The sequence below is a fragment of the Bradyrhizobium sp. SZCCHNS3002 genome (genome assembly GCF_032377435.1).
Taxonomy (GTDB): domain Bacteria; phylum Pseudomonadota; class Alphaproteobacteria; order Rhizobiales; family Xanthobacteraceae; genus Bradyrhizobium.
The window spans coordinates 241,978-266,798 of the sequence record NZ_JAUHHY010000010.1 but is presented as its reverse complement, the minus strand read 5'-3'; the positions used below and the strand labels follow the sequence as shown (position 1 = coordinate 266,798).

General features: G+C 64.5%; 29 protein-coding genes. 8 read left to right on the top strand and 21 right to left on the bottom strand.

What is annotated here, in order from left to right; genetic code table 11:
* The 5 genes from QW845_RS22610 to xoxF5 all read right to left on the bottom strand — a co-directional run bounded on the left by QW845_RS22610 (position 1) and on the right by xoxF5 (position 5,026).
* Positions 1-453, bottom strand: coding sequence for a (2Fe-2S)-binding protein (locus QW845_RS22610; RefSeq protein WP_315803732.1), 453 nt, complete (start codon positions 451-453; stop codon positions 1-3).
* Between the two features lie 373 nt (positions 454-826).
* Positions 827-1,390: an S-(hydroxymethyl)glutathione synthase gene (gfa, locus tag QW845_RS22605; protein ID WP_315713222.1), complete on the bottom strand. Its 564-nt coding sequence runs from the start codon at positions 1,388-1,390 to the stop codon at positions 827-829.
* A 33-nt stretch (positions 1,391-1,423) separates the two neighbouring features.
* Positions 1,424-2,533 carry an S-(hydroxymethyl)glutathione dehydrogenase/class III alcohol dehydrogenase gene (locus QW845_RS22600; protein WP_315803731.1) on the bottom strand — a complete coding sequence of 370 codons (1,110 nt, stop codon included), beginning with the start codon at positions 2,531-2,533 and terminating at the stop codon, positions 1,424-1,426.
* 78 nt (positions 2,534-2,611) lie between these two features.
* Positions 2,612-3,091 (bottom strand): c-type cytochrome, methanol metabolism-related, encoded by a 480-nt coding sequence (locus QW845_RS22595; protein ID WP_315803730.1) that lies wholly within the window; start codon positions 3,089-3,091, stop codon positions 2,612-2,614.
* Between the two features lie 132 nt (positions 3,092-3,223).
* Positions 3,224-5,026 (bottom strand): lanthanide-dependent methanol dehydrogenase XoxF5, encoded by a 1,803-nt coding sequence (gene xoxF5 / locus QW845_RS22590; RefSeq protein ID WP_315803729.1) that lies wholly within the window; start codon positions 5,024-5,026, stop codon positions 3,224-3,226.
* 406 nt (positions 5,027-5,432) lie between these two features.
* Between xoxF5 and QW845_RS22585 the strand changes: the two genes are divergently transcribed.
* Complete coding sequence (locus tag QW845_RS22585) at positions 5,433-6,380, top strand: helix-turn-helix domain-containing protein (protein WP_315803728.1); 948 nt, start codon at positions 5,433-5,435, stop codon at positions 6,378-6,380.
* A 20-nt stretch (positions 6,381-6,400) separates the two neighbouring features.
* Here QW845_RS22585 and QW845_RS22580 read toward each other — a convergent pair whose 3' ends face one another.
* The 3 genes from QW845_RS22580 to QW845_RS22570 are packed head-to-tail and all read right to left on the bottom strand — an operon-like array spanning position 6,401 to position 9,367.
* The gene (locus QW845_RS22580) at positions 6,401-7,336 is read right to left on the bottom strand and encodes a transporter substrate-binding domain-containing protein (protein WP_315803727.1); all 936 of its coding nucleotides are present in this window, start codon (positions 7,334-7,336) and stop codon (positions 6,401-6,403) included.
* On the bottom strand, positions 7,336-7,671 hold the full coding sequence (locus QW845_RS22575) for a cytochrome c (protein ID WP_315803726.1): 336 nt from the start codon (positions 7,669-7,671) through the stop codon (positions 7,336-7,338). Before QW845_RS22575 ends, QW845_RS22580 begins: the two co-directional genes overlap by 1 nt.
* A gap of 31 nt (positions 7,672-7,702) precedes the next feature.
* Positions 7,703-9,367 (bottom strand): methanol/ethanol family PQQ-dependent dehydrogenase, encoded by a 1,665-nt coding sequence (locus QW845_RS22570; RefSeq protein ID WP_315803725.1) that lies wholly within the window; start codon positions 9,365-9,367, stop codon positions 7,703-7,705.
* Between the two features lie 260 nt (positions 9,368-9,627).
* Here QW845_RS22570 and QW845_RS22565 point away from each other — a divergent pair, with 260 nt between their 5' ends.
* Complete coding sequence (locus QW845_RS22565; RefSeq protein WP_315803724.1) at positions 9,628-10,020, top strand: hypothetical protein; 393 nt, start codon at positions 9,628-9,630, stop codon at positions 10,018-10,020.
* Between the two features lie 223 nt (positions 10,021-10,243).
* On the top strand, positions 10,244-10,324 hold the full coding sequence (gene pqqA, locus QW845_RS22560) for a pyrroloquinoline quinone precursor peptide PqqA (protein ID WP_009031067.1): 81 nt from the start codon (positions 10,244-10,246) through the stop codon (positions 10,322-10,324).
* A gap of 168 nt (positions 10,325-10,492) precedes the next feature.
* On the opposite strand, the gene QW845_RS22555 is transcribed toward pqqA, so the two are convergent.
* Complete coding sequence (locus QW845_RS22555) at positions 10,493-10,801, bottom strand: EthD family reductase (protein ID WP_315803723.1); 309 nt, start codon at positions 10,799-10,801, stop codon at positions 10,493-10,495.
* Between the two features lie 214 nt (positions 10,802-11,015).
* Between QW845_RS22555 and QW845_RS22550 the strand changes: the two genes are divergently transcribed.
* Positions 11,016-11,228, top strand: coding sequence for a hypothetical protein (locus tag QW845_RS22550; protein ID WP_315713207.1), 213 nt, complete (start codon positions 11,016-11,018; stop codon positions 11,226-11,228).
* A 30-nt stretch (positions 11,229-11,258) separates the two neighbouring features.
* On the opposite strand, the gene QW845_RS22545 is transcribed toward QW845_RS22550, so the two are convergent.
* Genes QW845_RS22545 through QW845_RS22530 form a run of 4 tightly spaced genes read right to left on the bottom strand, consistent with a single transcriptional unit; the run spans position 11,259 to position 14,061 of the window.
* Positions 11,259-11,606, bottom strand: coding sequence for a hypothetical protein (locus tag QW845_RS22545; RefSeq protein ID WP_315803722.1), 348 nt, complete (start codon positions 11,604-11,606; stop codon positions 11,259-11,261).
* A gap of 37 nt (positions 11,607-11,643) precedes the next feature.
* Complete coding sequence (locus QW845_RS22540) at positions 11,644-12,354, bottom strand: ABC transporter ATP-binding protein (RefSeq protein WP_315803721.1); 711 nt, start codon at positions 12,352-12,354, stop codon at positions 11,644-11,646.
* Positions 12,344-13,081: an ABC transporter permease gene (locus tag QW845_RS22535; RefSeq protein ID WP_315803720.1), complete on the bottom strand. Its 738-nt coding sequence runs from the start codon at positions 13,079-13,081 to the stop codon at positions 12,344-12,346. Before QW845_RS22535 ends, QW845_RS22540 begins: the two co-directional genes overlap by 11 nt.
* Positions 13,081-14,061 (bottom strand): ABC transporter substrate-binding protein, encoded by a 981-nt coding sequence (locus QW845_RS22530; RefSeq protein ID WP_315803719.1) that lies wholly within the window; start codon positions 14,059-14,061, stop codon positions 13,081-13,083. The genes QW845_RS22535 and QW845_RS22530 overlap by 1 nt, the downstream gene beginning before the upstream one ends.
* Positions 14,062-14,147: 86 nt before the next feature.
* On the opposite strand from QW845_RS22530, the gene QW845_RS22525 reads away from it, so the two are divergent.
* A complete protein-coding gene (locus QW845_RS22525) occupies positions 14,148-14,507 on the top strand; it encodes a hypothetical protein (RefSeq protein WP_315803718.1) in 360 nt (119 codons plus the stop codon).
* A gap of 20 nt (positions 14,508-14,527) precedes the next feature.
* Here QW845_RS22525 and QW845_RS22520 read toward each other — a convergent pair whose 3' ends face one another.
* Together QW845_RS22520 and QW845_RS22515 are read right to left on the bottom strand one after the other, a co-directional pair.
* Positions 14,528-15,349, bottom strand: a complete 822-nt coding sequence (locus QW845_RS22520; RefSeq protein WP_315803717.1) for a quinoprotein dehydrogenase-associated SoxYZ-like carrier — start codon at positions 15,347-15,349, stop codon at positions 14,528-14,530.
* Between the two features lie 56 nt (positions 15,350-15,405).
* A complete protein-coding gene (locus tag QW845_RS22515; RefSeq protein ID WP_315803716.1) occupies positions 15,406-16,332 on the bottom strand; it encodes a quinoprotein relay system zinc metallohydrolase 2 in 927 nt (308 codons plus the stop codon).
* Between the two features lie 161 nt (positions 16,333-16,493).
* Here QW845_RS22515 and QW845_RS22510 point away from each other — a divergent pair, with 161 nt between their 5' ends.
* Together QW845_RS22510 and QW845_RS22505 are read left to right on the top strand one after the other, a co-directional pair.
* Positions 16,494-17,369, top strand: coding sequence for a substrate-binding domain-containing protein (locus QW845_RS22510; protein WP_315803715.1), 876 nt, complete (start codon positions 16,494-16,496; stop codon positions 17,367-17,369).
* Positions 17,366-17,926 carry a PQQ-dependent catabolism-associated CXXCW motif protein gene (locus tag QW845_RS22505; RefSeq protein ID WP_315803714.1) on the top strand — a complete coding sequence of 187 codons (561 nt, stop codon included), beginning with the start codon at positions 17,366-17,368 and terminating at the stop codon, positions 17,924-17,926. Before QW845_RS22510 ends, QW845_RS22505 begins: the two co-directional genes overlap by 4 nt.
* A gap of 32 nt (positions 17,927-17,958) precedes the next feature.
* Here the strand turns inward: QW845_RS22505 and QW845_RS22500 are convergent, their stop codons facing one another.
* The 5 genes from QW845_RS22500 to QW845_RS22480 all read right to left on the bottom strand — a co-directional run bounded on the left by QW845_RS22500 (position 17,959) and on the right by QW845_RS22480 (position 22,625).
* Positions 17,959-18,570 (bottom strand): hypothetical protein, encoded by a 612-nt coding sequence (locus QW845_RS22500; protein WP_315803713.1) that lies wholly within the window; start codon positions 18,568-18,570, stop codon positions 17,959-17,961.
* The gene (locus tag QW845_RS22495; protein WP_315803712.1) at positions 18,567-19,421 is read right to left on the bottom strand and encodes an ABC transporter permease; all 855 of its coding nucleotides are present in this window, start codon (positions 19,419-19,421) and stop codon (positions 18,567-18,569) included. Before QW845_RS22495 ends, QW845_RS22500 begins: the two co-directional genes overlap by 4 nt.
* Positions 19,418-20,224: an ABC transporter ATP-binding protein gene (locus QW845_RS22490; protein WP_315803804.1), complete on the bottom strand. Its 807-nt coding sequence runs from the start codon at positions 20,222-20,224 to the stop codon at positions 19,418-19,420. The genes QW845_RS22495 and QW845_RS22490 overlap by 4 nt, the downstream gene beginning before the upstream one ends.
* Before the next feature lie 2 nt (positions 20,225-20,226).
* Positions 20,227-21,192 carry a YVTN family beta-propeller repeat protein gene (locus QW845_RS22485; protein WP_315803711.1) on the bottom strand — a complete coding sequence of 322 codons (966 nt, stop codon included), beginning with the start codon at positions 21,190-21,192 and terminating at the stop codon, positions 20,227-20,229.
* A gap of 251 nt (positions 21,193-21,443) precedes the next feature.
* On the bottom strand, positions 21,444-22,625 hold the full coding sequence (locus tag QW845_RS22480; RefSeq protein WP_315803803.1) for an ABC transporter substrate-binding protein: 1,182 nt from the start codon (positions 22,623-22,625) through the stop codon (positions 21,444-21,446).
* 169 nt (positions 22,626-22,794) lie between these two features.
* Between QW845_RS22480 and QW845_RS22475 the strand changes: the two genes are divergently transcribed.
* Complete coding sequence (locus QW845_RS22475; protein WP_315803802.1) at positions 22,795-23,274, top strand: DUF3280 domain-containing protein; 480 nt, start codon at positions 22,795-22,797, stop codon at positions 23,272-23,274.
* A 632-nt stretch (positions 23,275-23,906) separates the two neighbouring features.
* Here the strand turns inward: QW845_RS22475 and fghA are convergent.
* Entirely contained in the window at positions 23,907-24,752 is an 846-nt protein-coding gene (gene fghA / locus QW845_RS22470) for an S-formylglutathione hydrolase (protein WP_315803710.1), read from the bottom strand.
* Between the last annotated feature and the right edge of the window lie 69 nt (positions 24,753-24,821).

The window sequence follows — 24,821 nt, the reverse complement described above, 5'->3', positions numbered from 1 at the left end:
TCACACCCCTGTCGAGGCCAGATGGACCGCATTCTCGATGCGCTGATAGCAGCCGCAGCGGCAGATGTTGCCGGACATCGCGTCCCGGATCTGGTCATGCGACGGCTTGGGATTCTGGTTGAGCAGCGCCGCCGCCTGCATGATCTGCCCGGCCTGGCAGAAGCCGCATTGCGGCACGTTGACCTGCCGCCACGCCTTCTGCACCGGATGATCCCCGGTCGGATGCAGACCTTCGATGGTGGTGACCTCGCGGCCGGCCACATCCGAAATCGCCGTGATGCAGGAGCGCGCGGCTTCCTTGTCGATCATCACGGTGCAGGCGCCGCACAGCGCTGCCCCGCAACCATATTTCGAGCCGGTCAGGCCCAGCTCATCGCGCAGGTACCACAGCAGCGGCAGGCTCGGATCGCCATCCCAGCTCTGCTCCTGTCCGTTGATTTTCACCTTGATCATGCTCGCCCTCGTTCTGTCGGACCAATGGTCGTTGGTTCTGATCGTTGGTGGACGCGCGCGGGACCACATGTCCTGAGTACACGCGCCGGATCAATTGGGAGTTGTCGGAAAACGATTCACGATAGCAGACCGGGACAGGCATCGGTCTACACAGGCGCGTGTGTTGGCAGAGCAGGTGCACGCCGTGCGCGGCCCGCTGCAATGCAAACGCGGAACAAGGACGATGCGCCGGCGACAATGGCGGCCGCCAGATCAAAACGACGGGAAAAAAAGAAACGACGGCAAAAAAGAATGCCTCGCCAGCGTGGGGCAGGCGAGGCACCAAGTCTTCAGGAAGGAACGCTTCAGTTGTACGCTTGGTAGGTTGCGGCCGTCAGGCCGCCTTTGCTTTCGCCACGTGGGTGGCAATCGCATCCATCAGGGCCGGCGACAGGCAGTCATAGGGCTCGAGCCCCAGCTCCTTCAATCGCGCCCGAATCTCGCCCATCTGTTCCGGCTTCACGCCCGACTCGATCACCGAGGAGACGAAGGCCGCAAAGCCCGGCGCGGCCGAACCCTGCTCCTGGAACAGCTCGGGGTGAATGAAGTCGAGGCCGTAGAACGGGTGACCCGTGTTCTCGATGCGGCCATACATGTGCGTGCCGCAGCCGGTGCAGGCGTAACGCTGGATGACGGCGGAGGGATCGACGATCTTGAGCTTGTCGCCGTTCTCCAGCACCGTGACGTTCTGCCGCGGCACCACTGCAACGACCGAGAAGGTCGCGCCGGAGGGCTTCCAGCATTTGGTGCAGCCGCACGCGTGGTTATGCGCGACATCGCCCTTGATGCCGACCTTGACCGGCCGGTCGTGGCATTTGCAGACCAGCGTGCCGCCGGCGAAATGGCCGCTTCCCTGTTTGACGCCGTTATCGACGGACGGATGGATGTGGACAGTCATGGCGCAATCCTCCTCAGTTTTGCGTGCTTGGGGTCAGAACACGACGACGGAACGGATCGATTTGCCCTCATGCATCAGGTCGAAGCCCTTGTTGATGTCTTCGAGCTTGAGCGTGTGGGTGATCATCGGGTCGATTTCGATCTTCCCGTTCATGTACCAGTCGACGATCTTGGGAACGTCGGTGCGCCCGCGCGCGCCGCCGAACGCCGTGCCCTTCCAGACGCGTCCGGTGACGAGTTGGAACGGGCGGGTCGCGATCTCCTTGCCGGCCTCGGCGACACCGATGATGATCGATTCGCCCCAGCCGCGATGGCAGGCTTCCAGCGCCTGGCGCATCACCGTGGTATTTCCGGTGCAGTCGAAGGTGTAGTCGGCACCGCCGTCGGTGAGCGCGACCAGGTGCTGGACGATGTCTCCCGTCACCTTCTTCGGGTTGACGAAATGGGTCATGCCGAAGCGGCGCCCCCACTCCTCCTTGCCGTCATTGAGGTCGACGCCGATGATCTTGTCGGCCCCGGCCATCCTGGCGCCCTGAATGACGTTGAGGCCGATGCCGCCAAGGCCGAACACCACGACGTTCGCGCCGGGCGTGACCTTCGCCGTGTTGACGACCGCGCCGACGCCGGTGGTGACGCCGCAGCCGATATAGCAGCTCTTGTCGAAGGGCGCGTCCTCGCGAATCTTCGCGACCGCGATCTCCGGCAGCACGGTGAAGTTGGAGAAGGTCGAGCAGCCCATGTAGTGATAGATGGCCTGGCCCTTGTAGCTGAAGCGCGACGTGCCGTCGGGCATCAGGCCCTTGCCCTGCGTGGCGCGGATCGCGGTGCAGAGATTGGTCTTGCGGCTGAGGCAGCTCTTGCACTGGCGGCATTCCGGTGTGTAGAGCGGAATGACGTGGTCGCCGAGCTTGACCGAGGTCACGCCAGGGCCGACTTCGCGCACGATGCCGGCGCCCTCATGGCCGAGGATCGAGGGGAAGATGCCCTCGCTGTCGAGACCGTCGAGCGTATAGGCATCGGTGTGGCAGATGCCGGTAGCCTTGATCTCGACCAGCACCTCGCCGGCCTTCGGCCCTTCGAGGTCAACCTCGACGATCTCCAGCGGCTTCTTGGCTTCGAAAGCGACCGCGGCGCGCGTCTTCATGTCTCAAACTCCTGTTTCAGTCTGTCAGGCCCGCGACCCTGTCCAGGGAAACTGTCCAGGCGCGGTCCTCGTCGTCAGTCATTTCTTGCCCATGCAGGAGTTCTCCGCTTCCGTATAGGCTGGCGGCTTGTCCTCATGCTTGGCGGGGCGAACGCGGCCCACCGCATCATCGCCGCGGGCGCGCAGGTAGACGTAGAGATCGTCCATGTAGCAGGCCACGTTCGGATTGTCGCCGAAGGCCGGCATGACGTTCTCCTGGGACGTGCTGACATTCTTGCGGCCGCTGGCGATGGTCCCGATGAAGTCGCCGTAGCTCATGTTCTTGACCGAGTCCTTGAGCGCCGGCGCGTAAGTCGATCCCATGCCGTCGGGGCCATGGCAGACGTGGCATTCGGAATGATAGCGGCGGTATCCGGAGTAGGTGTACCAGTCGACCGTTCCGTCGGCGGCCACCTTGTAGGTCGGAATGCCATCCTTATCGAAGTACTTCCCGTCCTCGGATTTGACGGCCCTGGAATCGCCGGGACCTTCGGCCCAGGCATTTTCGGCGACAGTCATCCCGCCGGTTGCCAGGCTCAGAGCCGTGGCGACCGCAAACCAGATTCTACGCAAGGGCGTTTTCCCATAATTTTTTGGAACAGGCGAACCGGCGCATGGACGAGATCCATGCGCCGGAGGCAGGTACCTGGCTTACTGCGGCAGTGAGAACACGGTGAGCGCACCACCGAGAGCGGTGTAGTTGCTCAGCGCGGCGTAGCCGCCGACGGCACCAAGGCCGGCGGTCGGATCGGTCAGACCCGCCGCGAGACCAATGCCGGCCCAGCCACCGACACCCGAGAGCACGGCGACGTACTGCTTGCCGTTGGACTCGTAGGTCGTGACGTTGCCGATGATGCCGGACGGGGTCTTGAACTTGTAGAGCTCCTTGCCCGTCTTGGCATCGACCGCCTTGAGGTAGCCTTCGAGCGTTCCGTAGAACACCACGCCGCCCGCTGTCGCGAGTGCACCGGACCACACCGAGAACGGCTCCTTGTTCGACCAGGCGATCTTGCCCGTCTTGCCGTCCCAGGCGATGAAGTTGCCCATATGGGTGTCACCCGCCGGCGGGTACATCGACAGGGTCGCGCCGACATAGGGCTGACCTGCGGTGTAGCTCACCTTGAAGGGCTCGTAGTCCATGCAGACATGGTTGGTGGGCACGTAGAACAACTGCGTGTCCGGCGAGTAGGCCGCCGGCTGCTCGTCCTTGGTGCCCAGCGCCGCCGGGCAGATGCCCTTGGTATTGACGTCCTCACCCTGCTTGTCGGTCGAGTATTGATCGACAACCTTCGGACGGCCGTAGGTCGCAGAGTTCTTGTCCATGTCGACGCCGGTGGTCCAGTTCACCTTCGGGTCGTACTTCTCGGCAACCAGCAGCTCGCCGGTGGCACGATCAAGCGTGTAGCCGAGGCCGTTACGATCGAAGTGCGTGAGCAGCTTGCGCGGCTGGCCGTTGATGGACTGGTCGGACAGGATCATCTCGTTGACGCCGTCATAGTCCCACTCGTCGTGGGGCGTCATCTGATAGACCCACTTCGCGACGCCGGTGTCGGCATGGCGGGCGAAGATCGTCATCGACCACTTGTTGTCGCCGGGACGCTGCTTCGGATTCCAGGTCGAGGGATTGCCCGACCCGTAATAGACCATGTCGAGCTGCGGGTCGTAGGAAATCCAGCCCCAGGTGCAGCCGCCGCCGGTCTTCCACTGATCGCCTTGCCAGGTCTTCAAGCTCGAGTCCTTGCCGACCGGCTTGCCGAGCGCGGTGGTGTTGGCGTCGAATAGGATCTGGTCATCCGGACCTTCGGAGTATGCCTTCCAGACCTGCTTGCCGCTCTTGATGTCGTAAGCGGTCATGCTGCACTGGACGCCGAACTCGCCGCCGGACGTGCCGACCAGCACCTTATCCTTCACTACGAGCGGAGCCGAGGTTCCGGTCTGTCCCTTGGTCGGATCGCCATTGACGGCGGTCCAGACGTGCTGGCCGGTCTTGGCGTCGATCGCCACCAGCTTGTCGTCGGCCTGATGCAGGAAGATCTTGCCGTCACCATAGGCGACGCCGCGGTTGACAGTGTCGCAGCACATCACCGGAATGACGTTCGGATCCTGCTTGGGCTCGTACTTCCAGACGATCTTGTTGTCCTGCGCGAGATCGAGCGCATAGACCTTGTTCGGGAACGGCGTGTGCACATACATCATGTTGCCGATGATGAGCGGTCCGCCTTCGTGGCCGCGCAGCACGCCGGTGGAGAAGGTCCACGCGACCTGCAGCTTGCCGACGTTCTGGGCGTTGATCTGGTTGAGCTTGGAGTAACGCGTATTGGCGTAGTCTCCCGCCGGCATCACCCAGTCCTTCGGGTTGGCCGACATCTTGGCCAGCTCATCGCTGGCCCATGCGCCACCCGCGGCGAGCGCCGCGACTGACGTCAGACATGTTGCGAGTAGCACTCTTCGCATCGTCTTTCCTCCCGGGTTCAACTGAGGTTCCGCAGCACGCGGCCCAGTATTCGTTTTCGGCATCATTGAATATCCACTTCTCAACCGGGAAACTTGCCCAAAAGAGAAAAGAGCTTGCTCAAGAGTGAAGCGAATAGAAGTTTTTGAAGGAGATTTTGCTTTGCTGGTCCGCAACATGAGCGCCATTCTTGCTGCGCAGCATCAATTTGCGACACCATGGTTCCACCGAAGGTTGACGTTTCCCTTGACCTTACAGAGACGAAGGCGGAGGATCACGCGGGGCGCGTTATGGAACGAAGTGCGCCGCGAAAGCCGCGGCCTTAAAATGGGAGCAATCTTGCTGCAGTCTCGTTCGCCGTCCTGCGGCGGACCCGTTGCGTTTCGATCATGAATCGGTGGATGAAACATGTCCGACACGATCCGCTCGCTTAATACTTCGGGATTCTCACCGAAGAGCCAGATCCAGCGTTGGTCAGATGCACTGACCGACCTGTGCGGACGTTTCGATGTCGATCCGCTGGAGGGGGCCTCATTCGAGGGGCGCATCAATTTCACGACGGTGTCGCGCCTGAAGCTCTGCCAGATCGAGGCCAGCCAGCACCGTATTGCGCATACCTATGCGCGTGCGCAAAAGGCGGCACATCCCTACATCAAGATCTTGTTCCAGACCTATGGGACGTCCTATTTCGAGCAGGATGGCCGCCAGATCGAGATCGGCCCGGGCGATTGTCTCGCCTATGACGTCTCGTCACCGCACACCATCATCAGCCCCGCGCTGACCCGCCATGACGTCGTGATCGTGCCGAAGGAGCTACTGCAGGAGCGCGGCTTCCGGTCGGAGAAAATGCCCGCATACAAGCTGTCTGCGCGGAGCGGGACCGGTCGGATTGCGCATGACGTCACCCACGCCGCTTTCGACGAGGCGACCCGGCTTTCGCCCAACTCGGCGGTCAGCGTCGCCGAATCGCTGATCGATCTGTTGCTCCTGCCGCTGCGTGAGGCCGATCGCATGCTGGACCGCGCGGGACCCGAGGCGGTCTATATCCGCGCTCAAGCCTTCATCCGCGAGCATCTGCGCGATCCAGATCTTTGCATCGATCAGATTTCGGCGGCGCTCGGGTGCACCAAGCGCTACCTTCACATGGTCTTCAGCGATCGCGGCATGACGGTCAGCGACTACATCTGGCGGGCTCGGCTTCAGCATTGCCGGCAGGAGCTGGAGACGCAGAGCGGCAAGACCATCACCGATGTCGCGTTCTCGTGGGGCTTTTCGAGCTCGTCGCACTTCAGCCGCGTCTTCCGCAAATATTTCGGCGTCGTGCCGTCGTCGGTTCACAAGACGGCGGCGCGCTGAGCGCTCCTGCAGCGGCCGCGCTAGCGTGTGCCGCTCCGGATGATCCTCTGGAACGCGTCGCCCAGAATCACCGGCTGACGCGGCGGAAGGTAGGTCAGTCCGGCGGATCGGCCGAGAGTCGCAAGAATCCCTGAGGCCTCGAGCTCCGTCAAGGCCTTGTCGACCGATGCGATGAGCTCGGCAGAGCTGGCCAGCCCGACATAACCTCGATTTGCACCGATCGGATAGCTGTACCCCGACGCGCTCAGCTTGGTGTCGGGATGAGCGGCCCGATACGCATCGAAACGTCTGCCATCGAGCAGGGTCGCGTCGAACTTTCCCTGTTCGAGCGCCCCGAGCAGATCATCCCGCGCCGGAATCAAATGCGTGATGTCGTCGATCAGCCGCCCCTTGTCGAACGTCATCAGGATTGCATCTGCCAACGTGCCGCTCTCGATTGCCAGCCGCAGCCCGGCCAGATCGCCGATGTCGGTAATCGGGCGCTGTTTCGCGGAAGGTCCGAGAACGACGGTCAGGGTCGAAAACATGTAGGGCTTGCTCGGCGTCAGCGTGCCGAGGGCAACACGGCGGCGGCGGTCGTCGCGCGTGGCGCCATCGAAGTCCGGCAGCTTGGCCGTCTTGACGCCAGGCGCGACCAGTCCGTCCTGGGTGAACGCGTAGCTGCCGAGCAGCGAGCAGCGTCCGTCCGATAGCAGCGCATTCGCCTCCAGCGCCGGACTGGAATCTTCGTCCAATTTGCTTTCGTACCACTGGATCTCGAGCTTCCTGCCAAGGCGGTCGGCGATCGCCTGACCCAGCAGGACATCGAAGCCGCCGCCGGGCTTGCCGCGATGATGGACCGAGAGCGGCGGAAGATTTTCGTCGAGACAGATGCGCAGCACGTCGTCAGCGGCTAAGGCCGCGGACGACATTGCCGACATTATCAAGGCAGCCAGCCAACAGCAGAGATGACGCATCACTGCGCTCTCCGGCTCGAGACGTAGGCCCACAGTGCGGTGATCTCGTCATCGCTGAGAATGTCGCCCCAGGGCGGCATACGGCCGTTCTTGCCCTGCTTCACCGTGGTGACGAAACGAGGCTGATCATCGGGAAACCGGCGCAGGTCCGGCGTTATAGTCCCGGAGTTCACCATGTTGGGCCCGTGGCAGTGCGAGCATTTCTGGGCGAATGTCGTCTTGCCGAGGTCCACCTGGCTGTGTGCCGCGCTGTCATCTTGTTGTTGGGCGAGGGCGGCCGTCGACAGGACGGCCAACGTCGCCACGACGGCGGCGAAGGCCGCCGCCGCTTTCATGAACGTATTCTGTCTCACGGGCGATCCGCACTCAATTCTTGACCGCGAAGACCCACAACGAGCCGCCTGCCGGAACGTTGGCGAGGCGCTCGTCACCGGAGAACAGCGAGTAGACGCCGCCGTAGCCGGAGGTGACAGCGACATACTGGACGCCATCCTGCTGCCAAGTGACGGGCTGGCCCTCGATGCCGGAGCCGGTCTGGAACTGCCACAGCTTCTTGCCGCTGTCGGCGTCGAAAGCCTCGAACTCGCCAGTCAGCTTGCCCGAAAACACCACGCCGCCTGCCGTGGACAGCACGCCGGAGAAGCGCGGGATGTCGCTCGGCTGCTCCCACTTGGTCTTGCCGGTCATCGGATCGATGGCCTTGAGCTGACCACGCGGCCCTTCCGGCCAATCCCACAGATCCGTCAGATCCATGCCGAGGTACCACTCGCCGGCCTTGTAGGTCGCAGGCTCGGTCTTGTAGTGGCCGCCGAATACGAGCGTGTTGGCGTAGGCCAATCCGGTTTGCGGATTGAACGACATCGGCTCCCAGTTCTTGCCGCCGAGAATCGACGGATAGACCGTGACCTTCTTGCCCTCGCGCGCATCACGCGTGACATCGGTCTCGACCGGCTTGCCCGTCTTCAGGTCGATGCTGGAGGCCCAGTTCACCTTCACATAGGGGTTGGCCGCGAGCAGCTTCCCATTGGTGCGATCGAGCACATAGAAGAAGCCATTGCGGTTGGCGTTCATGAGCACCTTGGTCTGCTTGCCCTCGACGTTCATGTCGGCGAGCACCATCTCCGCGACCGCGTCGTAGTCGAACGGATTGTTCGGCGAGAACTGGAAGTGCCACTTCATCTTGCCGGTCTTCGGATCGAGCGCGAGCACCGAGCAGGTGTAGAGGTTGTCGCCCGGGCGCACCGCCGCGTTGAACGGTCCGGGATTGCCGACGCCCCAGAACACGGTGTTCTGCTCGGGATCGTACGATCCTGTGATCCAGGTCGAGCCGCCGCCGAGCTTCCAGGTGTCGCCCTTCCACGTGTCGCCGCCGGGTTCATCCGGGGTTGGCACCGTATGCGTGCGCCACAAATGCTTGCCGGTCGCCGGGTCCCAGCCATCGATGAAGCCGCGCGTGCCGAACTCGGCGCCGGAGATGCCGGTCAGCACGACGCCGTCGGCGACCAGCGGCGCCACCGTCATCGAGTAGCCTTCCTTGATGTCGGCAGCCTTCTGGCGCCACAGCTCCTTGCCGGTCTTGGCATCGAGCGCAATGACGTTGGCATCGAGCGTCGTGCGGAACAGCTTGCCGTCGTACAGCGCGGCGCCGCGATTGATGATGCCGCAGCAGACCACGCGCGGCGTCTCGGCAGGATAGTCGATCTTGCTTTTCCAGATCTGCTTGCCGGTCTTGGCGTCGACGGCCATCGTCGCATTGTGGGTCGTGACGTAGAGCACGCCCTGGTAAACCAGCGGCTGCGACTCCTCGCTGCGGTCATCGGCGAAACTGTAGTTCCAGACCGGAACCAGGTTCTTGGCGTTGTCCTTGTTGATCTGGTTGAGCGGACTGAACCGCTGCAGATTGTAGCCCATGCCGTAGTTGAGAACGTTCGCCGTATCAGTTGCACCCTTGACCAACTGATCGGCGCTCTGCGCGCTTGCACCATGTGATGCAAAAATGGCGAGGCCTGCGGCCAGCGCGATCCGCTTCATTCATTTCCTCCGAGATTTTTATGCGCGCCTATCCTGACGCTGCGGGAACAACACTCCGCTCGAAATCAGGAACCGTCAATACGAAAAGCTGGCAACCGCCCTCGGCGCATCGGGAAGCCGTCCTCGCTCGATTCGGGCATAGCGCCAAGCCGTTGCGACGCTCACTGATCGGGATCGACAAAATGGCACCGCCGTCATGCTGCATTGCGGCACGAACATTGCTTCACTGCATCATGCCGGGATAACAGAGGAGTAGGCGGATGAGACGAACCATCCTTTGGCTCGGCATGCTTTGTTGCCTTTGGGTGAGTGCGAGTGCGCGTGATCTCGGTCAGTGGGGAGCGGTCGATCCGGCGTTGCGCCAATGGTACGAGGCGCTGATGCAGCCTGACGTGCCGACGGCATCGTGCTGCGGCGAGGCCGACGCCTACTTTGCCGATGAGATCCATGTTCGCGACGGCAAGACCTATGCGATCATCACCGACGACCGTCCCGATGAGCCGCGTGGCCGTCCGCATGTCGATGTCGGCACGGAAATCGAGGTCCCGGATCACAAGCTGAAGTGGGATAAGGGAAATCCGACGGGGCACGGCATCATTTTCCTGAGCCGCAATCGGTATGTGTTCTGCTATGTGCAGCCGGGCGGTGCGTGAGCGGATGCTGCGGGCGCTCGTCCTCGGCGGATGATGCCTGCGTCGAGCAGCCGGAGACGGGCGGGCGGCGATTGCGGCGGAACGTTGTCGGGTCAACTACGCGACATCTGCATAGGGATCCGCCGGCGACGGTCGAGCCTTGCGTTCTTCCGAACGCGATCCTAGCTTCGGCCTTGGCGCGAGCAATGCGCCAGTCAATGATAGTCGAACTTGGGAGCTTGAAATGGCCTGGAAGACACCAAAGATCGTCGAAGTGCCGGTTGGCATGGAAATCAACATGTACGCCTGTGCGGCGCGCAAGTAACGCGTAGCGATCTGCCAAGCCACGAGGTGCGCCATTCGCTTCTGACTGGCTTGGCGGATCCATTCGATGGACGATCCGCGAGATCGTCCCGGCGACCGGCCTGTCGGCCGATCGGATATGACGGGCACGCCGCCGAACGTTGGTGACGGCCTGAGGACCGTCCAAGGGTCAGACGTCCTGCGTGTCGAAGATATACAGATCGACGCCGCCATCGGCGAAGTTGGGCAGATCGCCCGCCGCCGCCTTGCCTTCGGCAGAGCTCATCCCTGCCTGCAGTGCCGACATCGAATCGAATACCAGGGTGGCGACGAGGTGGAGGTTGGTAGGCCCCCCCGGCCCATTCACCGGACCGCGGCTGATATCGTAGCTCTTCAGACCGGGAATCTTCTTCGCCAGCGGCACATGGACGTTCATATAGTGTTTGTCGAACGCCTCGGCGCTCTTGGGGGTCTTGTAGAGTACGAGAACCTTGGGCATCTGCTTCCTCCGCATTCGCTCTTTTTGAGGTCGATCGACCGATTCCATTGCAGCCGATCTGCCGGTTCGGATCAAGCGTCAGGGCGGCTTCGCCCAGGGATCGTCGCTCCAGCCTCGGTTCCGCTGCATAATTTGTTGCGGGCGGAGAAACTGATGCAGCCGGATGTCGTAGTTTCAGATAAGCTGTTTCAGGCTTATCGAAGGACAACGAGCCATGAGCTCCATCGATCTCGTCATCACCGTCTGCGCAGTGCTGTCTCCGGCCACCTGCGAGGAGCAGCATCTCGTTTTCGCCGATGGCGGCGCCTCGCTGCAGCAATGCGCGATGAAGGCGCCGCCCTACATCGCCCAGTGGATCGGCGAGCACCCGAAATGGACTGCAGTGCGATGGCGCTGCGAATATCCGCACAGCAACGACAAGGCCTGAGGCCGGCTTTGCCGCAGGCGCGTCAGCCGCCTATTTCGTGCATTCCTTGAGGTCCTTGTCCGCCACCGAGACCACGGCGTCGGCCGTGATGTCGAGGCCGCGAACGACGCATTGGCGCTCGCCGGCATAGCTCACCTTGGCGTCGTAGCGCCCAGGCTCGACTCCGGTCAGCTTCAGCCGTTCGTCGTGATCGAGCTCCTTGTCCTTGTCGTTCAGCGTCTGATTCGGTCCCCAGTTGTTCTGGCCGGCCGGAGAGAGCTGAAAGCCGGTCATCGTTGCGGTGGTCAGATTCCAGAGCCGGATGCCCTTGCTTTGTGCGGCGGTCGCGAGCGGGATGCCGAACAGAATGATCGCCGTCACGGCGAATGCGCGTCTCATGGCGTTTTCCCTTGGAGTCCGATGTCCTTTGCCGTGACTATGACACGGAAAAATCCAGTCGCGCCACATCGGCCTTGATTGCCGCGACCGCGTCGTTGTTGCGCTGCGCGCGCGGCAGGTCGATCGGGACTGAATGAAGCAGACGGGCGGGGCGCGAGGACAGCAGGAAGATCCGGTCGCCGAGCCGTGCCGCGTCGTCCATGCTGTGCGTGACCAGCAGCGTGATCATGGGGCGCGAGGCCACGAGCGTCGCGATCTCCTCGCGCAGCCGCGCGGCGAGCGCGTCGTCGAGCGAAGCCAGCGGCTCGTCGAGAATCAGGAAGTCCGGCTCCACTGCAAACGCCCGCGCCAGCGCGACGCGGCGGGCGAGGCCGAGCGACAGCTCGCCGGGAAAATGGCTGCGATGTCCCTCGAGCTCGAGCACGCCGAAGATGGCGGCCAGCCTGTCCTCGGCGACACCGGGCGCTGCCAGCCGGACATTGTCCTCGACGGAGCGCCACGGCAGCAGCCGCGGCTCCTGGAACACCATCGCCAGCCGGGCGCCGGCGGGTTGTGCGACGTGGCCCTCATAGTCGTTGTCCAGACCGGCGAGGATCCGCAGCATCGTGCTCTTGCCGCAGCCCGAGGGACCGACGACGACGCCGACCTCGCCCCGCTGCAGCGCAAAGGCAATGCCCGCAATCACCTCCTGGCGCTTGCCATTGGCGCTGGTGTAGCTCTTGGACCTGATATCGACCTCAAGCCGCACGGAGCCGCCACCTCGATGCGCGCAGCTCGAACGGCTGGACGATGACGGCCTCGATCACCAGCACCACGGCGGCAAAGCTGAGCGAGTAGGCGAGCAGCAGCGGAATGTCGAACAGCTGGAAGGCGACGCCGATCTCGAAGCCGATGCCGTTGGGCCTCCCGAGCAGCTCGGCGACCAGCACGATCTTCCAGACCAATGACAGGCCGGAGCGCGCGGCCGCCGCAATATAAGGCGCAAGTTGCGGCAGCAGGACATGGCGGAGGATGCGTCCGCGCGGGAAGGCGAACACCTTGGCCATCTCGTCGAGCGATGGATCGAGCGCGCGGGCGCCTTCGCGCAAGGTGACGACGGCGGTCGGCAGCTTGTTGATCGCGATCGCCGCGATCGCTGCGACCTCGGTGAGACCGGCCCAGATATAGGCGAGCACGATCACCACCAGCGCGGGCAGATTGAGCAGCAGGATCAGCCAGGGATCGCCCAGGCGGTTGGCGAGCTGGCTGCGCCCCATCAAAAAGCCGATCGCCGAGCCGAGTGCCATCGACAGCGTGAAAGCGAGGGCGACGCGGGCGAGCGTAGCGCCGAGATGCAGAAACAGCGCGCCGGACCGCGCTTCCGCCACCGCAACCGCAAGCACGGCCGATGGCAATGGCAGCTTGGCGCTGCCGGCGACAGCCGCGGCAATCCACCAGGTGGCCAGCAGGAGCGCAAAGGACAACAAGCGCAGCACTAATCCCTCGCATCCGCCCTGTAGTAGGTGCCGGGACTGAGCTCCGGAGACGGGCCGACCAGATCGCGGCCGCCGATCGAAGCGAGCACGCCGTAGAGGATGCGCGCGTCGGCCTCTTCCTCGGCGATCGGCCGGCGCGGAATGCCCTCGCGATAGCGGTCGCGATAGGCGCGCAAGGTAGCGTCGTCCTGCGCGCCGGTCAGCGGGGCGATCGTCTGCCAGTCGGCGTCGGATGTCGCCAGGATCTCCTTGGCCTTGGCCGTGACGGACAGGAAGCGTGCCACGAGATCGCGGTGCTTGGCGGCCCAGTCCTCGTCGAAGACGTAGCCGATCATCGCGGTGCGGCCCTTGGCGCCGAACGGCGGCAGCAGGTCCTCGACCCCTGCGAGCCGGCGGAAGCCCTTTGCCTCCAGCGCCGCGCAGAAATTCCAGTAGTTCAAGCCCGCATCCATCTCGCCGTCGGCCAGCTTGGCGGCCAGCAGCGGCGGCGCGCCGTAGGTGATGGTCGCCTGCGATTTCAGATCGACGCCGTCGCGCTTGAGCGTGGCTTGCAGCAGCAGCCAGCTCTTGTCGAGCGGGCCGCCGGCCACCGCCAGCTTGCGTCCCTTCAGATCGGCAAGCGTCTTGATCGGCGAGGCCGCCGGCACCATCACGGCGCCGAGCGCGCTCGAATAGGGATAGAAGGTGAGCTTGGCGCCGAGCGCACGCTCGCGCGACACCCACAGCCAGTCCGACACCATGATGTCGGCATTGCCGGCGCGCAGCGCGATCTTGCCGGCCTCGGGGCTCGCCAGCTCGATCGCATCGATCGCGATATCCGCCTGCTTGTCGAGCTGGTGGGAACGGATCACGGCCAGCTCCCAGGCGAAGGTGCCGGTCTTCTGCACCGCAACCTTGACGGTCTCGGCGGCGCAGCACGCCGTGACCGGCAGCAGGGCGCAGGCGACAATCGCCATCAACAAACGACCGATCTGCGTCATGAGCCCGTCTGCGTTTCCTCGAGATGTGTTCTTTTCAGCCTCATTCCCTTAGCATAGCTTCGGCTGCGATGCCGCGGAGGACTGTGATGCGTAGTGCTGTTCCGGTAGGACCGATTGTCGCCACCCTCATTGCCATGATTGCGCTGGGCGGGCCGGCTCGTGGCGAGGATCTCAACGACTATCCGACCACGGCGCGGGCCGAATATGTATTCGGCTGCATGAAGGCGAATGGCGAGACCCGTGAGGCGATCGCGCAGTGCTCCTGCTCGATCGACGTGATCGCTTCGATCATCCCCTATGAGCGCTACGTCACGGCCGAGACCGTCCTCAGCATGTCCCAGGTGCACAGCAATCTCGGCACCCAGTTTCGCACGTCCGAGCAGGCCGCCAACGCGCTGAACGATCTCCACCGGGCGCAGGCCGAAGCCGAAGTCAGATGCTTCTGAAGCGCTGCTACTCTGCCGCATCAGGTTCCTGAACCGTCGGCCGGCCAATCGTGCTCGAACACGTGGCCCTGCGTATCCTTCGCTTCCGCATGGAATTGCTTGGCGCCGTTCGACACGTAGGTGAAGCGGATATTGGGATCCTCCGAGATCGAGATGCCGCCTTCGACCGACAGCACCAGGCTGCCATCCTGCGACAGCGTCAGCCGGTCGATGAAGAAGGCCGGAATGTAGAGCTGCGTCACCTGGTCCATCTGGAGCCCGGAATTGTTGGGATGCCCGATCATGACCTGCGCTTCGCGGATGCCGCTCGTGGCGCCGTCGCTGCTTTGCGTGAACTGCCGGTAGCGCATCTGGCCGATGCGCGCCTTGGCCTCGTCCGGATTCTTCGCCGCCGGCGCCGAGCAGCCTCCGGACGCCTTGACGAAGGTCTTGACCACATAGAGCTGACCATCCGTCAGCTCGGCCACGGCATGCACGTCCGTGTAGTTGTTGACGCGCACCCGCGTCGAGATCGCAGTCACATTGGCGTCCGCGCCGAGCGTGAACTTGGCGGCCATCGGCGCAGGATTCTGGTCGATCACCAGCGTGATGGTCTTGATGCGGCGCTCGTCGGCGGGCGACAGCTTGCTACGCAGGGTGACCGGGACCACCGAGGCATCCTCGGCGCGCGTCGGCATCTCGATCGACAGCACATTGGTGCCGTCCTGCATCGCCTTATTGTTGAAGATGTCCTGGACGAGTCCCGGCCATGGATCATAACCATCAGCGGCTTTCGCAGGTGCGAAGGCAAACGCGAGGCATACCCCGAGAAGCAATGTGGACGGCAAGCGGAGCCCGATCATGGCGCAGTCCTCCCAAGGCAGTCTGGTGGATTAACGATCATAGCGCGTCACCCGCCTCATTCCCATTCCATTTCCGAAAATGCTGCAGTTGCGTTGCGGGCATTGTAGTCGTCGAACAGCTCCCATTTGCCGCGCTCCGATCCGGCGGCCCCAGCGGCGTCGGCGATCGGCCTGCCCGCCTTGATCAGCCCGCGAACGTCGTGGGCCAATGTGTCGAGGTAGCGACGCTCGTCACTGAGCGCCAGTGGCCAGGGGCTGACAGGGCCATGGCCCGGGACGACGCGCTCGGCCGGGATGGCCGCGAGCGCGGCCATGTCGGCGATCCAGCCGCGCAGGCTACCATCCATCACTGGGATGTGACGCAGGAATACGAGATCGCCGGCGAACAAGGTCCGGCTCCGGTCATCATAGACGGACAGGTCGCAGTCGCTATGCGCGGTGCTCCAGGCCTTCAGCGTGAGGGTACGGCCGCCCAGGTCGAGCGCCATCTCGTCATCGACGAGGATCGACGGAGCGACGAGGCGGACCTCGTCGATCAGTTCGGCGCCCATCAGGCGCCGGAACGCCTCGATGTAGTGCGGCCCGCGCAGGGCGAGCGCCCGGGGCAGGTTCTTGGCGCCGACGAAGCGGGTGTCGTCCGCCTCGAAGGCGGCATTGCCGAACAGATGGTCGGGATGAGCATGGGTGTTGACGACGTAGCGCACGGGCTTGTCGGTACGGGCGCGGATCGCGGCCAGCAGCGCGCGGCCTTCGCGGACGCTGCCGCCGGTGTCGATCACTGCGACCGCGTCACCGCCGACGATGAAACCGACATTGGCGATGGCGCCTTCGTTCGCCGCGTTCATCAGCGCGGTCTGGCCGATGTGAACGAACACGCCGGGCGCGATCTCGCTCACCTCGAGTTCCGGGGGCATGGCAAGAGCGGCGCCGCCGAGCGCCAGCGCACACCAGGCGATGATCGCAATGATCGGATGCCTCACCATCGGCTTGCCTTGCTCGCGTGGGACCTGTTCATCAGGCCATGGACGCTGCGGCGCAGCACTGGGTCAACTCTTCGCGATGACGGCGACTGTTGCACCCGCGCGGCCGGCGGCCTAGCATTTTCAAAAATACCGCGATGCGTTCGATAGGGATGGAAATACGGATGACGAAGCGTCACAAACTTGCCTGCTCGCTGGCTGTTGCCGCGGGGCTCACTCTGCTCGGACCGGCCGCCGCTTTCGCGCAGAGCAATGACGGCCTGGACCTGTCGATCGAGCTGGTCGATCCCAAGGTGCTCAGGGTCTGCGCCGATCCGCGCAACCTGCCGTTCTCGAACGAGAAGGGCGACGGCTTCGAGAACAAGCTGGCCGAGCTCTTTGCCGCCAAGCTGCAGAAGAAGGTGGACTACACGTTCTTCCCGCAGGCCACCGGATTCGTGCGCATGACGCTCGGCTCGCACCGTTGCGACGTGATCATGGGCTTTCCGCAAGGGGACGACCTGGTGCAGAGCACCAGTCCCTATTACCGGACGGCCTACGCGATCGTGACCAAGCCGGGCTCCGATCTCTCCGATGTGACGACGCTGGAGGACGCCAAGCTGAAGGGCAAGCACATCGGCATCGTGGCGGGCACGCCGCCGGCGACCAACATGGCGCTGGCCGGCCTGATGCCGACCGCAAAGCCCTATCCGCTGATGATCGACACCCGCGTCGATTCCTCGGCGGAGGCGATGATCAATGATCTGAAGTCCGGCGAGATCGATGCCGGCGTGCTGTGGGGGCCGATGGCCGGCTACTATGCCAAGCAGGCGAGCCCGCAACTGCACGTCACGCCGCTTGTGAAAGAGACCAGCGGGCCGAAGCTGATCTATCGCATCGCCATGGGCGTCCGTGGCGCGGACCAGAATTGGCGGCGACAGCTCAACAAGCTGATCCAGGAGAACCAGGGTGAGATCAACAAGATCCTGCTGGACTTCGGGGTGCCGCTGCTGGACGAGAGCAATCATCTGATCACCGCCGAGGCTGCAGCGAAGCCATGATCGGTCGGCTCACCGCTGCGGCATTGGCAGGCGTGCTGCTGATCGCCGTGGCGGTGCGGGCCGATGATCTCGTGCCGGAGCCGGACAGCTATCGCACCGAGAACTATCGCGCGCCGGTGCCGACGACCCTGAGCGGAGCGCGCGTGCTGTCGACGCGGGAGACCGAGGCGATCTGGCGCGCAAAATCGGCCGCCTTCGTCGATGTGCTGCCGCGGCCGCCCAAGCCGAAGAACCTGCCGGCCGGGACGGTGTGGCGCGAGCAGCCGCGCCTGGACATTCCCGGCAGCATCTGGCTGCCCGATACCGGCTACGGCGTGCTGGCACCCCAGACTGAGGACTATCTGAAGCGTGGCCTCGCCCATGCATCGGGTGGCGATTTCGGTCGTCTGCTCGTGTTCTATTGCCTCGAAGATTGCTGGATGTCGTGGAATGCCGCGCGGCGCGCGCTGACTTACGGCTATCGCAACATCGCCTGGTACCCCGACGGGACCGACGGCTGGAGCCGCGCCGACCTGCCGCTGCAGCAGACGCAGCCCGAGCCGCGGCCTGAGGAGTGAGCGGAGAGGGCGGCGAGAGCGCATCAAATCAGCTACTCCATGTCCTGCTGGATCTCGCGGGCCAGGGCGAACAGGCGCTGGTCGATCGCGGTCGGGACCTCGCAGACGAACTTCATCACGCGACGCCGGTCCTCGAAGATGCGCGTCTCCCAGTTCAACTGGTTGGTCATCTCCTCGACCTTGGCCTGATCCGGGTTGGGCCCGCTGTGCATCTCCTGCAACGCGATGGTGTCGCCGCGCACCTTCTCGACCGCTTCGCGCTGCTTGCGCATGACGCGCTCGAGGCCGTTCATGACCGACGTCCGCTGGGCGTTCAGCGTATCGAAAAGGCCGGCAAACAGCAGCTTGCCCTTGCGGGTCTTCTCCTCGGGCGTACCGGTCAGGAAATCGGCGACGTCCTTCTGCGCCTGCTCCAGCGGGATGCGGCGCGCCGCCAGCCTGGCGACCAGCTCCGCGATCTTGGCGTCGTCCTTCCAGCTCGCGCCGACATCGTCGATCGCAGGGCCGGACCACACGGCCGCGATGGAGATTTCCGGCACCTTGGCCTGCGGGCAGGGCCAATCCGGATAGCGCGGATCGGCGGCCATCGCAGCGCCTGCTGACGCTGCGATGGCGACGGCCGCCAGGATCGTTCTCAACCTCATGCCTCGCCTCCGGGACCACGCCTGACAAGACCCCGCGACGGATCGTAGGCCAGGATCGCGCCGATCATGAACACGGCGGTACAGCCGCCGACCACCGCGAGCGAAACCCAGTTCAGCTTGCCATAGAGCGCGAAGCGGATGAGCTCGACCGCGTGGGTGAAGGGGTTGGCCGCGCAGAGATAAGCGAGCCATGGGCTGCCTTCCTCGACGCGCCACAGCGGGTAGAGCGCCGACGAGGCGAAGAACATCGGGAAGATCACGAAGTTCATGACGCCGGCAAAGTTCTCGAGCTGCTTGATGCCGGAGGAGATCAGCATGCCCAGCGCGCCGAGCATCAGCCCGGACAGGACCAGCGCCGGCAGCACGGTGAGATAGCCCATCGGCGGCGGGGTGATGTCCCAGAACCAGGCGATGGCGAGAAACGCGTAGACCTGCAGCACCGAGACGGCGGTGCCGGCGAGCAGCTTGCAGAACAGGAGATAGCCGCGCGGCAGCGGGCTCACCAGCAAGGTGCGCATGTTGCCCATCTCGCGGTCGTAGACCATCGATAGCGACGACTGCATGCCGTTGAACAGCTGGATCATCGCCATCAGGCCGGGCGCGATATAGACCTCGTAGGGGATGTAGGTCTCGTAGGGCGGGATGATCGAGATGCCGAGCACCTGGCGGAAGCCGGCAGCGAAGATGAACAGCCAGACCAGCGGCCGCACCAGCGCCGAGATGAAGCGCTCGCGCTGATGCAGGAAGCGCAGCCCCTCGCGCCAGACGATGCCGGAGAGGCAGGTGATGTACTCACCGGCCGAGAAGCCGCTGCGTGGTGTGGCAGGAGCGTGAACTGTCGTGACGGTCATGGCTCGCTCCGCGCCGGGCTGGCCTGCGTCGTCAGCCGCGCGAACGCCGCGTTGACGTCGGATGCGCCGGCTTCGGCAATGACCTGCGGGACAGGCCCGCGCGCCAGCACGCGGCCTTGATGCAGCACCACGAGATCGTCGGTCGGCGCGATCTCGTCGAACAGATGCGTGGCCCAGAGCACGCCGATGCCCTGCTCGGCGACGAGCTGGCGGACATGACCGACGATGTCGGCGCGCGCCTTGACGTCGAGCCCGACGGTGGCTTCGTCGAGCAGCAGGAGGCGCGGCCGGTGCAGCAGGGCGCGGGCGATTTCCAGGCGGCGCATCTGGCCGCCGGAGAGGTCGCGCACCTTGTTGCCGGCGCGGTCGGCGAGACCGATCCGGGTCAGCAGCTCCTCGCTGCGGGCGCGGGCCTCGCGGCGCGAGATGCCGTGCAGGGCGGCGTGATAGAGCAGGTTCTGAGTCAGCGACAGATCGAGATCGAGCGTGCGCGGCTGGAACACGACGCCGAGCAGCCGCAGCGCCTCGCCGGGCGTACGGCCGATGTCATGGCCGAAAATGCCGATCCGGCCGGTCTGCACCGCGAACAGCCGCGTGATCAGCGAGAACAAGGTGCTCTTGCCGGCGCCGTTGAGGCCGAGCAGGGCGGTGAAGCTCGCAGGCCTCACGGCGAAGCTGACGTCGTTGAGCGCCTTGCGTGCGCCGTAGGAATGGCTGACGCCGACGACCGACAGTGCCGGCACCTGGTCGGGAGCCGTTTGCGGCGTGGCGCCTGTCGCGTCGAGAGCGGGTGCGTTCTGCATCGTCATGGCTGTGCGATCGTGATGCCCCAGGGCAGCTCGCCGACCTGGATGGTCTTGATCACCTTCTGCGCCGCGACGTCGATCACCGAGACGTCGTTGGAGACGCCGTTGGTGACCAGAAGATATTTCTCATCCGGCGTGAATTCCATGTGCCAGACGCGCTGGCCGACCAGGAGATATTTCTTCACCTCGTGGGTGGTGCCGTCGACGACCGCGACGCGGTTGGCGGGGCCGAGTGCGACGAAGCCGGTCTTGCCATCCTTGGTCAGGGCGATGCCGACCGGCTGGATGGCCTCGCTGCGCAGGCCGGGCACGGCGAACTTGATCTTGCCGGTGACCTCGCGCTTGGCGGGATCGATGATCGACACCGTGCCGCCGATCTCCGCCGACACCCACAGTTCCGAGCCGTCGCTCTTGAACTCGGCATAGCGTGGCCGCGCATCGACCAGCACGTTGGCGACGATCTGGCGCGTCGACGTGTCGATGAAATGCGCCATGTTGGTGGTCTCGGAGGTGCAGATCAGGATCTTGCCGTCCGGGCTGAGCATCATGCCCTCGGGCTCGACGCCGACCTGGACATCGCCGATGCGCACGCGCTTTTCGAGGTCGAGCACGGTGACGGTGTTGTCATTCTCGTTGGCGACATAGAGCGTCTTGCCGGCGGCGTCCTGCGCGAACAGCTCGGGATCCGGGCCGGAGGGCAGGGTGTCCACCACCTCCATCTTCCTGGCGTCGATCACCTGGATGGTGTCGTCATCGCCGACGGCGACCATCACGAACTTGCCGTCGCGCGTGAACGCGATGCCGCGCGGCCGCTGGCCGACCTTGATGGTCTTGGTGACGGTCCATGTGTCGGTATCGATGACGGAGACGGTGTTGCCTTTTTCGTTGGAGACGAAGGCGACGTAGGCGGAGGCGGGCGACGCGTGGGCCAGCCACAGCGCGGCGGTGAGCAGGCTGGCTGCCATGCCGACATACCTGCGAAGCCGTGGCCGTCCTTCGAGACGCCCGCCTCCGGCGGGCTCCTCAGGACGAGGCCGGTGTGCGCGGTTAGATCCAAGCCATGCGCGCTCGAGACCTTGCTGCTGAACCTCCCCGTGATCTCGCCCCTCATGGTGAGGAGCGCCGTCTTGGGCGCGTCTCGAACCATGAGGCCCCAGACCGATAGCCACATTGGTTGTCGGACTGCGCATCGTCATCAACATCTTCCAATCCGACATCATTGCAGCTTGCACTTGGTTTCGGGGCGGTCGACACCGAGGGTGTCGAGCTCGGAGACTTGATGCAGGAAACCCTCCTGCGGCGAGACCGAGACGATCATGCGGCCGTCAGCCAGCAGGATCGGCTGGCGCAGTTGCAGGTTCCAGTCGCGCAGCGAGAGCCTCGTGCCCTTGAAGGCGGCGATGGTGAAGTTCGGGCCCTTGAGATAGTCGGTCAACGTCTTTGCGTCGCCGGAGTTGGTGCGCGAGGCAGCCTCGCCGATCATGCGCACGGCCATCCAGGCCTGCATGTCCAACGCGTCCATGCGGCGTGATGCCAGCTTCATGAAGCGGTTCTGCAATTGCGTCGCGCCCCACTGGTCCTGCGCCGGATCCCAGCTGGTCGGACGCAGGCCGGCGGAGCCCGCGACGGGGCGCGGATCCCAGGTGCGATAGGGCAGGTAGTTGGCGAACACCTCGCTCTCGTCGGCGGCGACCAGCACGTCATAGGCCGGCGCCTTCTGCGTGAACACCGGCATCTGGCGCTGGATCAGGGTCACGCCAGAGTCAGTGCGCCGCGCGCCGCCGGTGTCCTCGAAGGTCCGCTCCTCGACGATTCTAGCGCCGAAACGGGTGGCGGCGCGGCGCAGCGCGTCGGCGAACAGCTTGTCGTTGTCGTGCGAGCCGGTGACCAGCAACCAGCGCTTCCACTGCTTCCATACCAGATACTGCCCAAGCCCATCGGCCAGCATCGAGCGTGTCGGGGCGACATGGATGACGTTGGCGCGGCAGTCCTGCTCGCGCAGGCGGTCGTCCGTGGCGCCGACATTGAGCAGGGTGGTGCCACGTCCGCGCAGGGCGTCTGCGACCTTCAGCAGCGCATCCGCCGGAAGGTCGGCGAGAATGAAGCCGGCTTTTCCCGCGAGCTCATTGGCGGCCTGCGCCGCGTCCTCTTCGTCCTTGATGCGGCGCTCGATCAAAGTGAAGCGCTGGTTGAGGAACTTGCCGGTGGTGTTGTTGTCCTCGATCGCGAGCTTCGCGCCGGCCACGCCATCATCGGCCGCCGGCTGGTCGAGCGGCGACAACGTCTGCGGCACGCCGCTACGGCCGAGATAGCCGATCGCGATGTCGACCGGCTCCGCCGCGCTGGCGGCGGTTGCGGCGGCGATGAGGCCGATCGCGCCGATCAGAGATCGGGCCAGAACTCCCAGGACCACATGTCCTCCCACTGTTCCCTCGTCCTTTTCCGGCGAGGTTTCGTCTTGCAAGATGAACGAATTGGCCTAGCTTTCAACCCCACTTTTGGCCGCTGTCGCGTCATTTCGGATCACGACCTTGAAACCTGCCGTTCTCTTCGCGTTCCTGATCCTGATGTCTGCGACATCAGTGCATGCCGAGCCGACCAAGGTGGCGGTGTTTGACTTCGAGCTGATCGACACCAGCCTGCAGGGCGAGGTGCAGGGCCCGCGCCAGGACGAGCAGACCAGGCTGGCGCACGCCGCCGAGCAGTTGCGATCGGCGCTGCAGGATTCCGGACGTTTTCGCGTCCTTGACATCGCCCCCGTCAACGATGCGGCGCACCACAGCAATCTGCAGGCCTGCGGCGGCTGCGACGTCAAGCTCGCGGGCGACATCGGTGCCGATCTCGCCATCACCGGGACGGTGCAGAAGGTCTCCAATCTCATCCTCAACATGAACATCTATCTGCGCGACGCGCATACCGGGAAGCCGGTCGCGGCAATGACCGCCGACATGCGCGGCAACACCGACGAATCCTGGACGCGCACCATGGCCTGGCTGATCCGCAACCGCCTGCTGGCGCCGAACTACGGTGCGCCGCAGGCGCAGTAGCCGACGAGATATGACGGTGCGTTCTCGCGGCGGATGACGCCCGAGCTGTGCATGTCGATCGCCCCTCGAAAAGTAGAGAGGCGCAGGGAAGGCCGGGAGCCTGCCGCCCCCATGGCCCGCCTGCAGAAGAAAATGCAGGCGGCAGGTACCACAGGTTCGGCTGGGACATCCCGGCCCTCCCTGCGCGGATGGTCTTAACGGTTGCTTCGCGTTCTCCCCGGTGCGCCGGGCTTTCTGGTCACCGTGCGCGACGACGCGCTTTCGCGCGCCGCCGCGGGGGCATCGGCATCGGGATGCCAGGACCACGCGACTTGGCCGTACGCCGCGGCGCGTTCGTCCGCACGCTCTCGCGAGCATGCTGCGCGCCGCCGGCGTCCACCGCATCCCACCTCCACGTTCGTGACGACCGCGATACGCCCTCTCGACAAGGCGGGACGGCGCGATACAATCATGTTTTCTGGAAAAGCGAAAGCAGAATCTTTTTCCCCGACGCACTGGACGCGGTGATCGCCTTGCGCGGCCTGCGGAAATCGGCCTGCGCGCGCAGGAGATGATCGGACGGTGAAAATCATGCCATTGCCTCGACGGGCGCGCGATCGCGCCCGTCGGGCAAATCAAGGCTGCGGCTGATGTCAGCGGCCGAGCCGCGCGGCGTGCCAGCGCAGATGATCGGCCATGTAGGTCGAGATGAAGTAGTAGCTGTGGTCGTAGCCCTCCTGCTTGCGCAGAAGCAGCGGGATGTGGGCCTTGTCGCAAGCGGCCTTGAGCAACTCCGGGCGCAACTGCTGGGTCAGGAACTGATCGGCGGTGCCGACATCGACCAGCAGGTCGGAGACGCGCGCGCCGTCCTCGATCAGCGCCACCGCATCGTGCTTGCGCCACGCCGCCTTGTCGGCGCCGAGATAGCCGCCCAGGGCCTTCTCGCCCCACGGCACCTGCGACGGCGCCACGATCGGCGAGAACGCGCTGGCGGCGCGATAGCGGTCGGGGTTGCGCAGCGCCACCGTGAGCGCGCCATGGCCGCCCATCGAGTGGCCCATCACCGACTGCCGGCGCGGATCGACCGGGAAGTTTGCCGCGACCACGCTCGGCAGCTCCTCGGTGACGTAGCTCCACATCCGGTAGTTCTTGGCGAACGGTGCCTCGGTCGCGTCGACATAGAAGCCGGCGCCGAGGCCGAAATCATAGGCGTTGTTGGGATCGCCGGGCACGCCGTCGCCGCGCGGCGAAGTGTCGGGCGCCACAAAGACGAGGCCGAGCTCGGCGCAGGCGGCGCGAAACTCGCCCTTCTCGGTGACGTTGGCGTGGGTGCAGGTCAGGCCGGAGAGATACCAGACGACCGGCAGCTTCGCGCCGTCGGCATGCGGCGGCACGAACACCGAGAACGTCATCTCGGTCCTGGTCTCCTGGCTGGCGTGGCGGTAGACACCCTGGACGCCGCCATGGGATTTGTTCTGGGAGACGGTCGTAAGCGTCATGGGATCACCTGTTCGGCAATGATGTCAGGCCGCTGGCGCGCGTGCCGCCAACGCGTGTCAGGCTGCGTC

Bases quoted from the DNA above. Each gene is read 5' to 3' on its own strand.
- QW845_RS22610 (WP_315803732.1), bottom strand. From the start codon at position 453: ATGATCAAGGTGAAAATCAACGGACAGGAGCAGAGCTGGGATGGCGAT.
- gfa (WP_315713222.1), bottom strand. From the start codon at position 1,390: ATGACTGTCCACATCCATCCGTCCGTCGATAACGGCGTCAAACAGGGA.
- QW845_RS22600 (WP_315803731.1), bottom strand. From the start codon at position 2,533: ATGAAGACGCGCGCCGCGGTCGCTTTCGAAGCCAAGAAGCCGCTGGAG.
- QW845_RS22595 (WP_315803730.1), bottom strand. From the start codon at position 3,091: ATGACTGTCGCCGAAAATGCCTGGGCCGAAGGTCCCGGCGATTCCAGG.
- xoxF5 (WP_315803729.1), bottom strand. From the start codon at position 5,026: ATGCGAAGAGTGCTACTCGCAACATGTCTGACGTCAGTCGCGGCGCTC.
- QW845_RS22585 (WP_315803728.1), top strand. From the start codon at position 5,433: ATGTCCGACACGATCCGCTCGCTTAATACTTCGGGATTCTCACCGAAG.
- QW845_RS22580 (WP_315803727.1), bottom strand. From the start codon at position 7,336: ATGCGTCATCTCTGCTGTTGGCTGGCTGCCTTGATAATGTCGGCAATG.
- QW845_RS22575 (WP_315803726.1), bottom strand. From the start codon at position 7,671: ATGAAAGCGGCGGCGGCCTTCGCCGCCGTCGTGGCGACGTTGGCCGTC.
- QW845_RS22570 (WP_315803725.1), bottom strand. From the start codon at position 9,367: ATGAAGCGGATCGCGCTGGCCGCAGGCCTCGCCATTTTTGCATCACAT.
- QW845_RS22565 (WP_315803724.1), top strand. From the start codon at position 9,628: ATGAGACGAACCATCCTTTGGCTCGGCATGCTTTGTTGCCTTTGGGTG.
- pqqA (WP_009031067.1), top strand. From the start codon at position 10,244: ATGGCCTGGAAGACACCAAAGATCGTCGAAGTGCCGGTTGGCATGGAA.
- QW845_RS22555 (WP_315803723.1), bottom strand. From the start codon at position 10,801: ATGCCCAAGGTTCTCGTACTCTACAAGACCCCCAAGAGCGCCGAGGCG.
- QW845_RS22550 (WP_315713207.1), top strand. From the start codon at position 11,016: ATGAGCTCCATCGATCTCGTCATCACCGTCTGCGCAGTGCTGTCTCCG.
- QW845_RS22545 (WP_315803722.1), bottom strand. From the start codon at position 11,606: ATGAGACGCGCATTCGCCGTGACGGCGATCATTCTGTTCGGCATCCCG.
- QW845_RS22530 (WP_315803719.1), bottom strand. From the start codon at position 14,061: ATGACGCAGATCGGTCGTTTGTTGATGGCGATTGTCGCCTGCGCCCTG.
- QW845_RS22525 (WP_315803718.1), top strand. From the start codon at position 14,148: ATGCGTAGTGCTGTTCCGGTAGGACCGATTGTCGCCACCCTCATTGCC.
- QW845_RS22520 (WP_315803717.1), bottom strand. From the start codon at position 15,349: ATGATCGGGCTCCGCTTGCCGTCCACATTGCTTCTCGGGGTATGCCTC.
- QW845_RS22515 (WP_315803716.1), bottom strand. From the start codon at position 16,332: ATGGTGAGGCATCCGATCATTGCGATCATCGCCTGGTGTGCGCTGGCG.
- QW845_RS22510 (WP_315803715.1), top strand. From the start codon at position 16,494: ATGACGAAGCGTCACAAACTTGCCTGCTCGCTGGCTGTTGCCGCGGGG.
- QW845_RS22505 (WP_315803714.1), top strand. From the start codon at position 17,366: ATGATCGGTCGGCTCACCGCTGCGGCATTGGCAGGCGTGCTGCTGATC.
- QW845_RS22500 (WP_315803713.1), bottom strand. From the start codon at position 18,570: ATGAGGTTGAGAACGATCCTGGCGGCCGTCGCCATCGCAGCGTCAGCA.
- QW845_RS22495 (WP_315803712.1), bottom strand. From the start codon at position 19,421: ATGACCGTCACGACAGTTCACGCTCCTGCCACACCACGCAGCGGCTTC.
- QW845_RS22490 (WP_315803804.1), bottom strand. From the start codon at position 20,224: ATGCAGAACGCACCCGCTCTCGACGCGACAGGCGCCACGCCGCAAACG.
- QW845_RS22485 (WP_315803711.1), bottom strand. From the start codon at position 21,192: ATGGCAGCCAGCCTGCTCACCGCCGCGCTGTGGCTGGCCCACGCGTCG.
- QW845_RS22475 (WP_315803802.1), top strand. From the start codon at position 22,795: ATGTCTGCGACATCAGTGCATGCCGAGCCGACCAAGGTGGCGGTGTTT.
- fghA (WP_315803710.1), bottom strand. From the start codon at position 24,752: ATGACGCTTACGACCGTCTCCCAGAACAAATCCCATGGCGGCGTCCAG.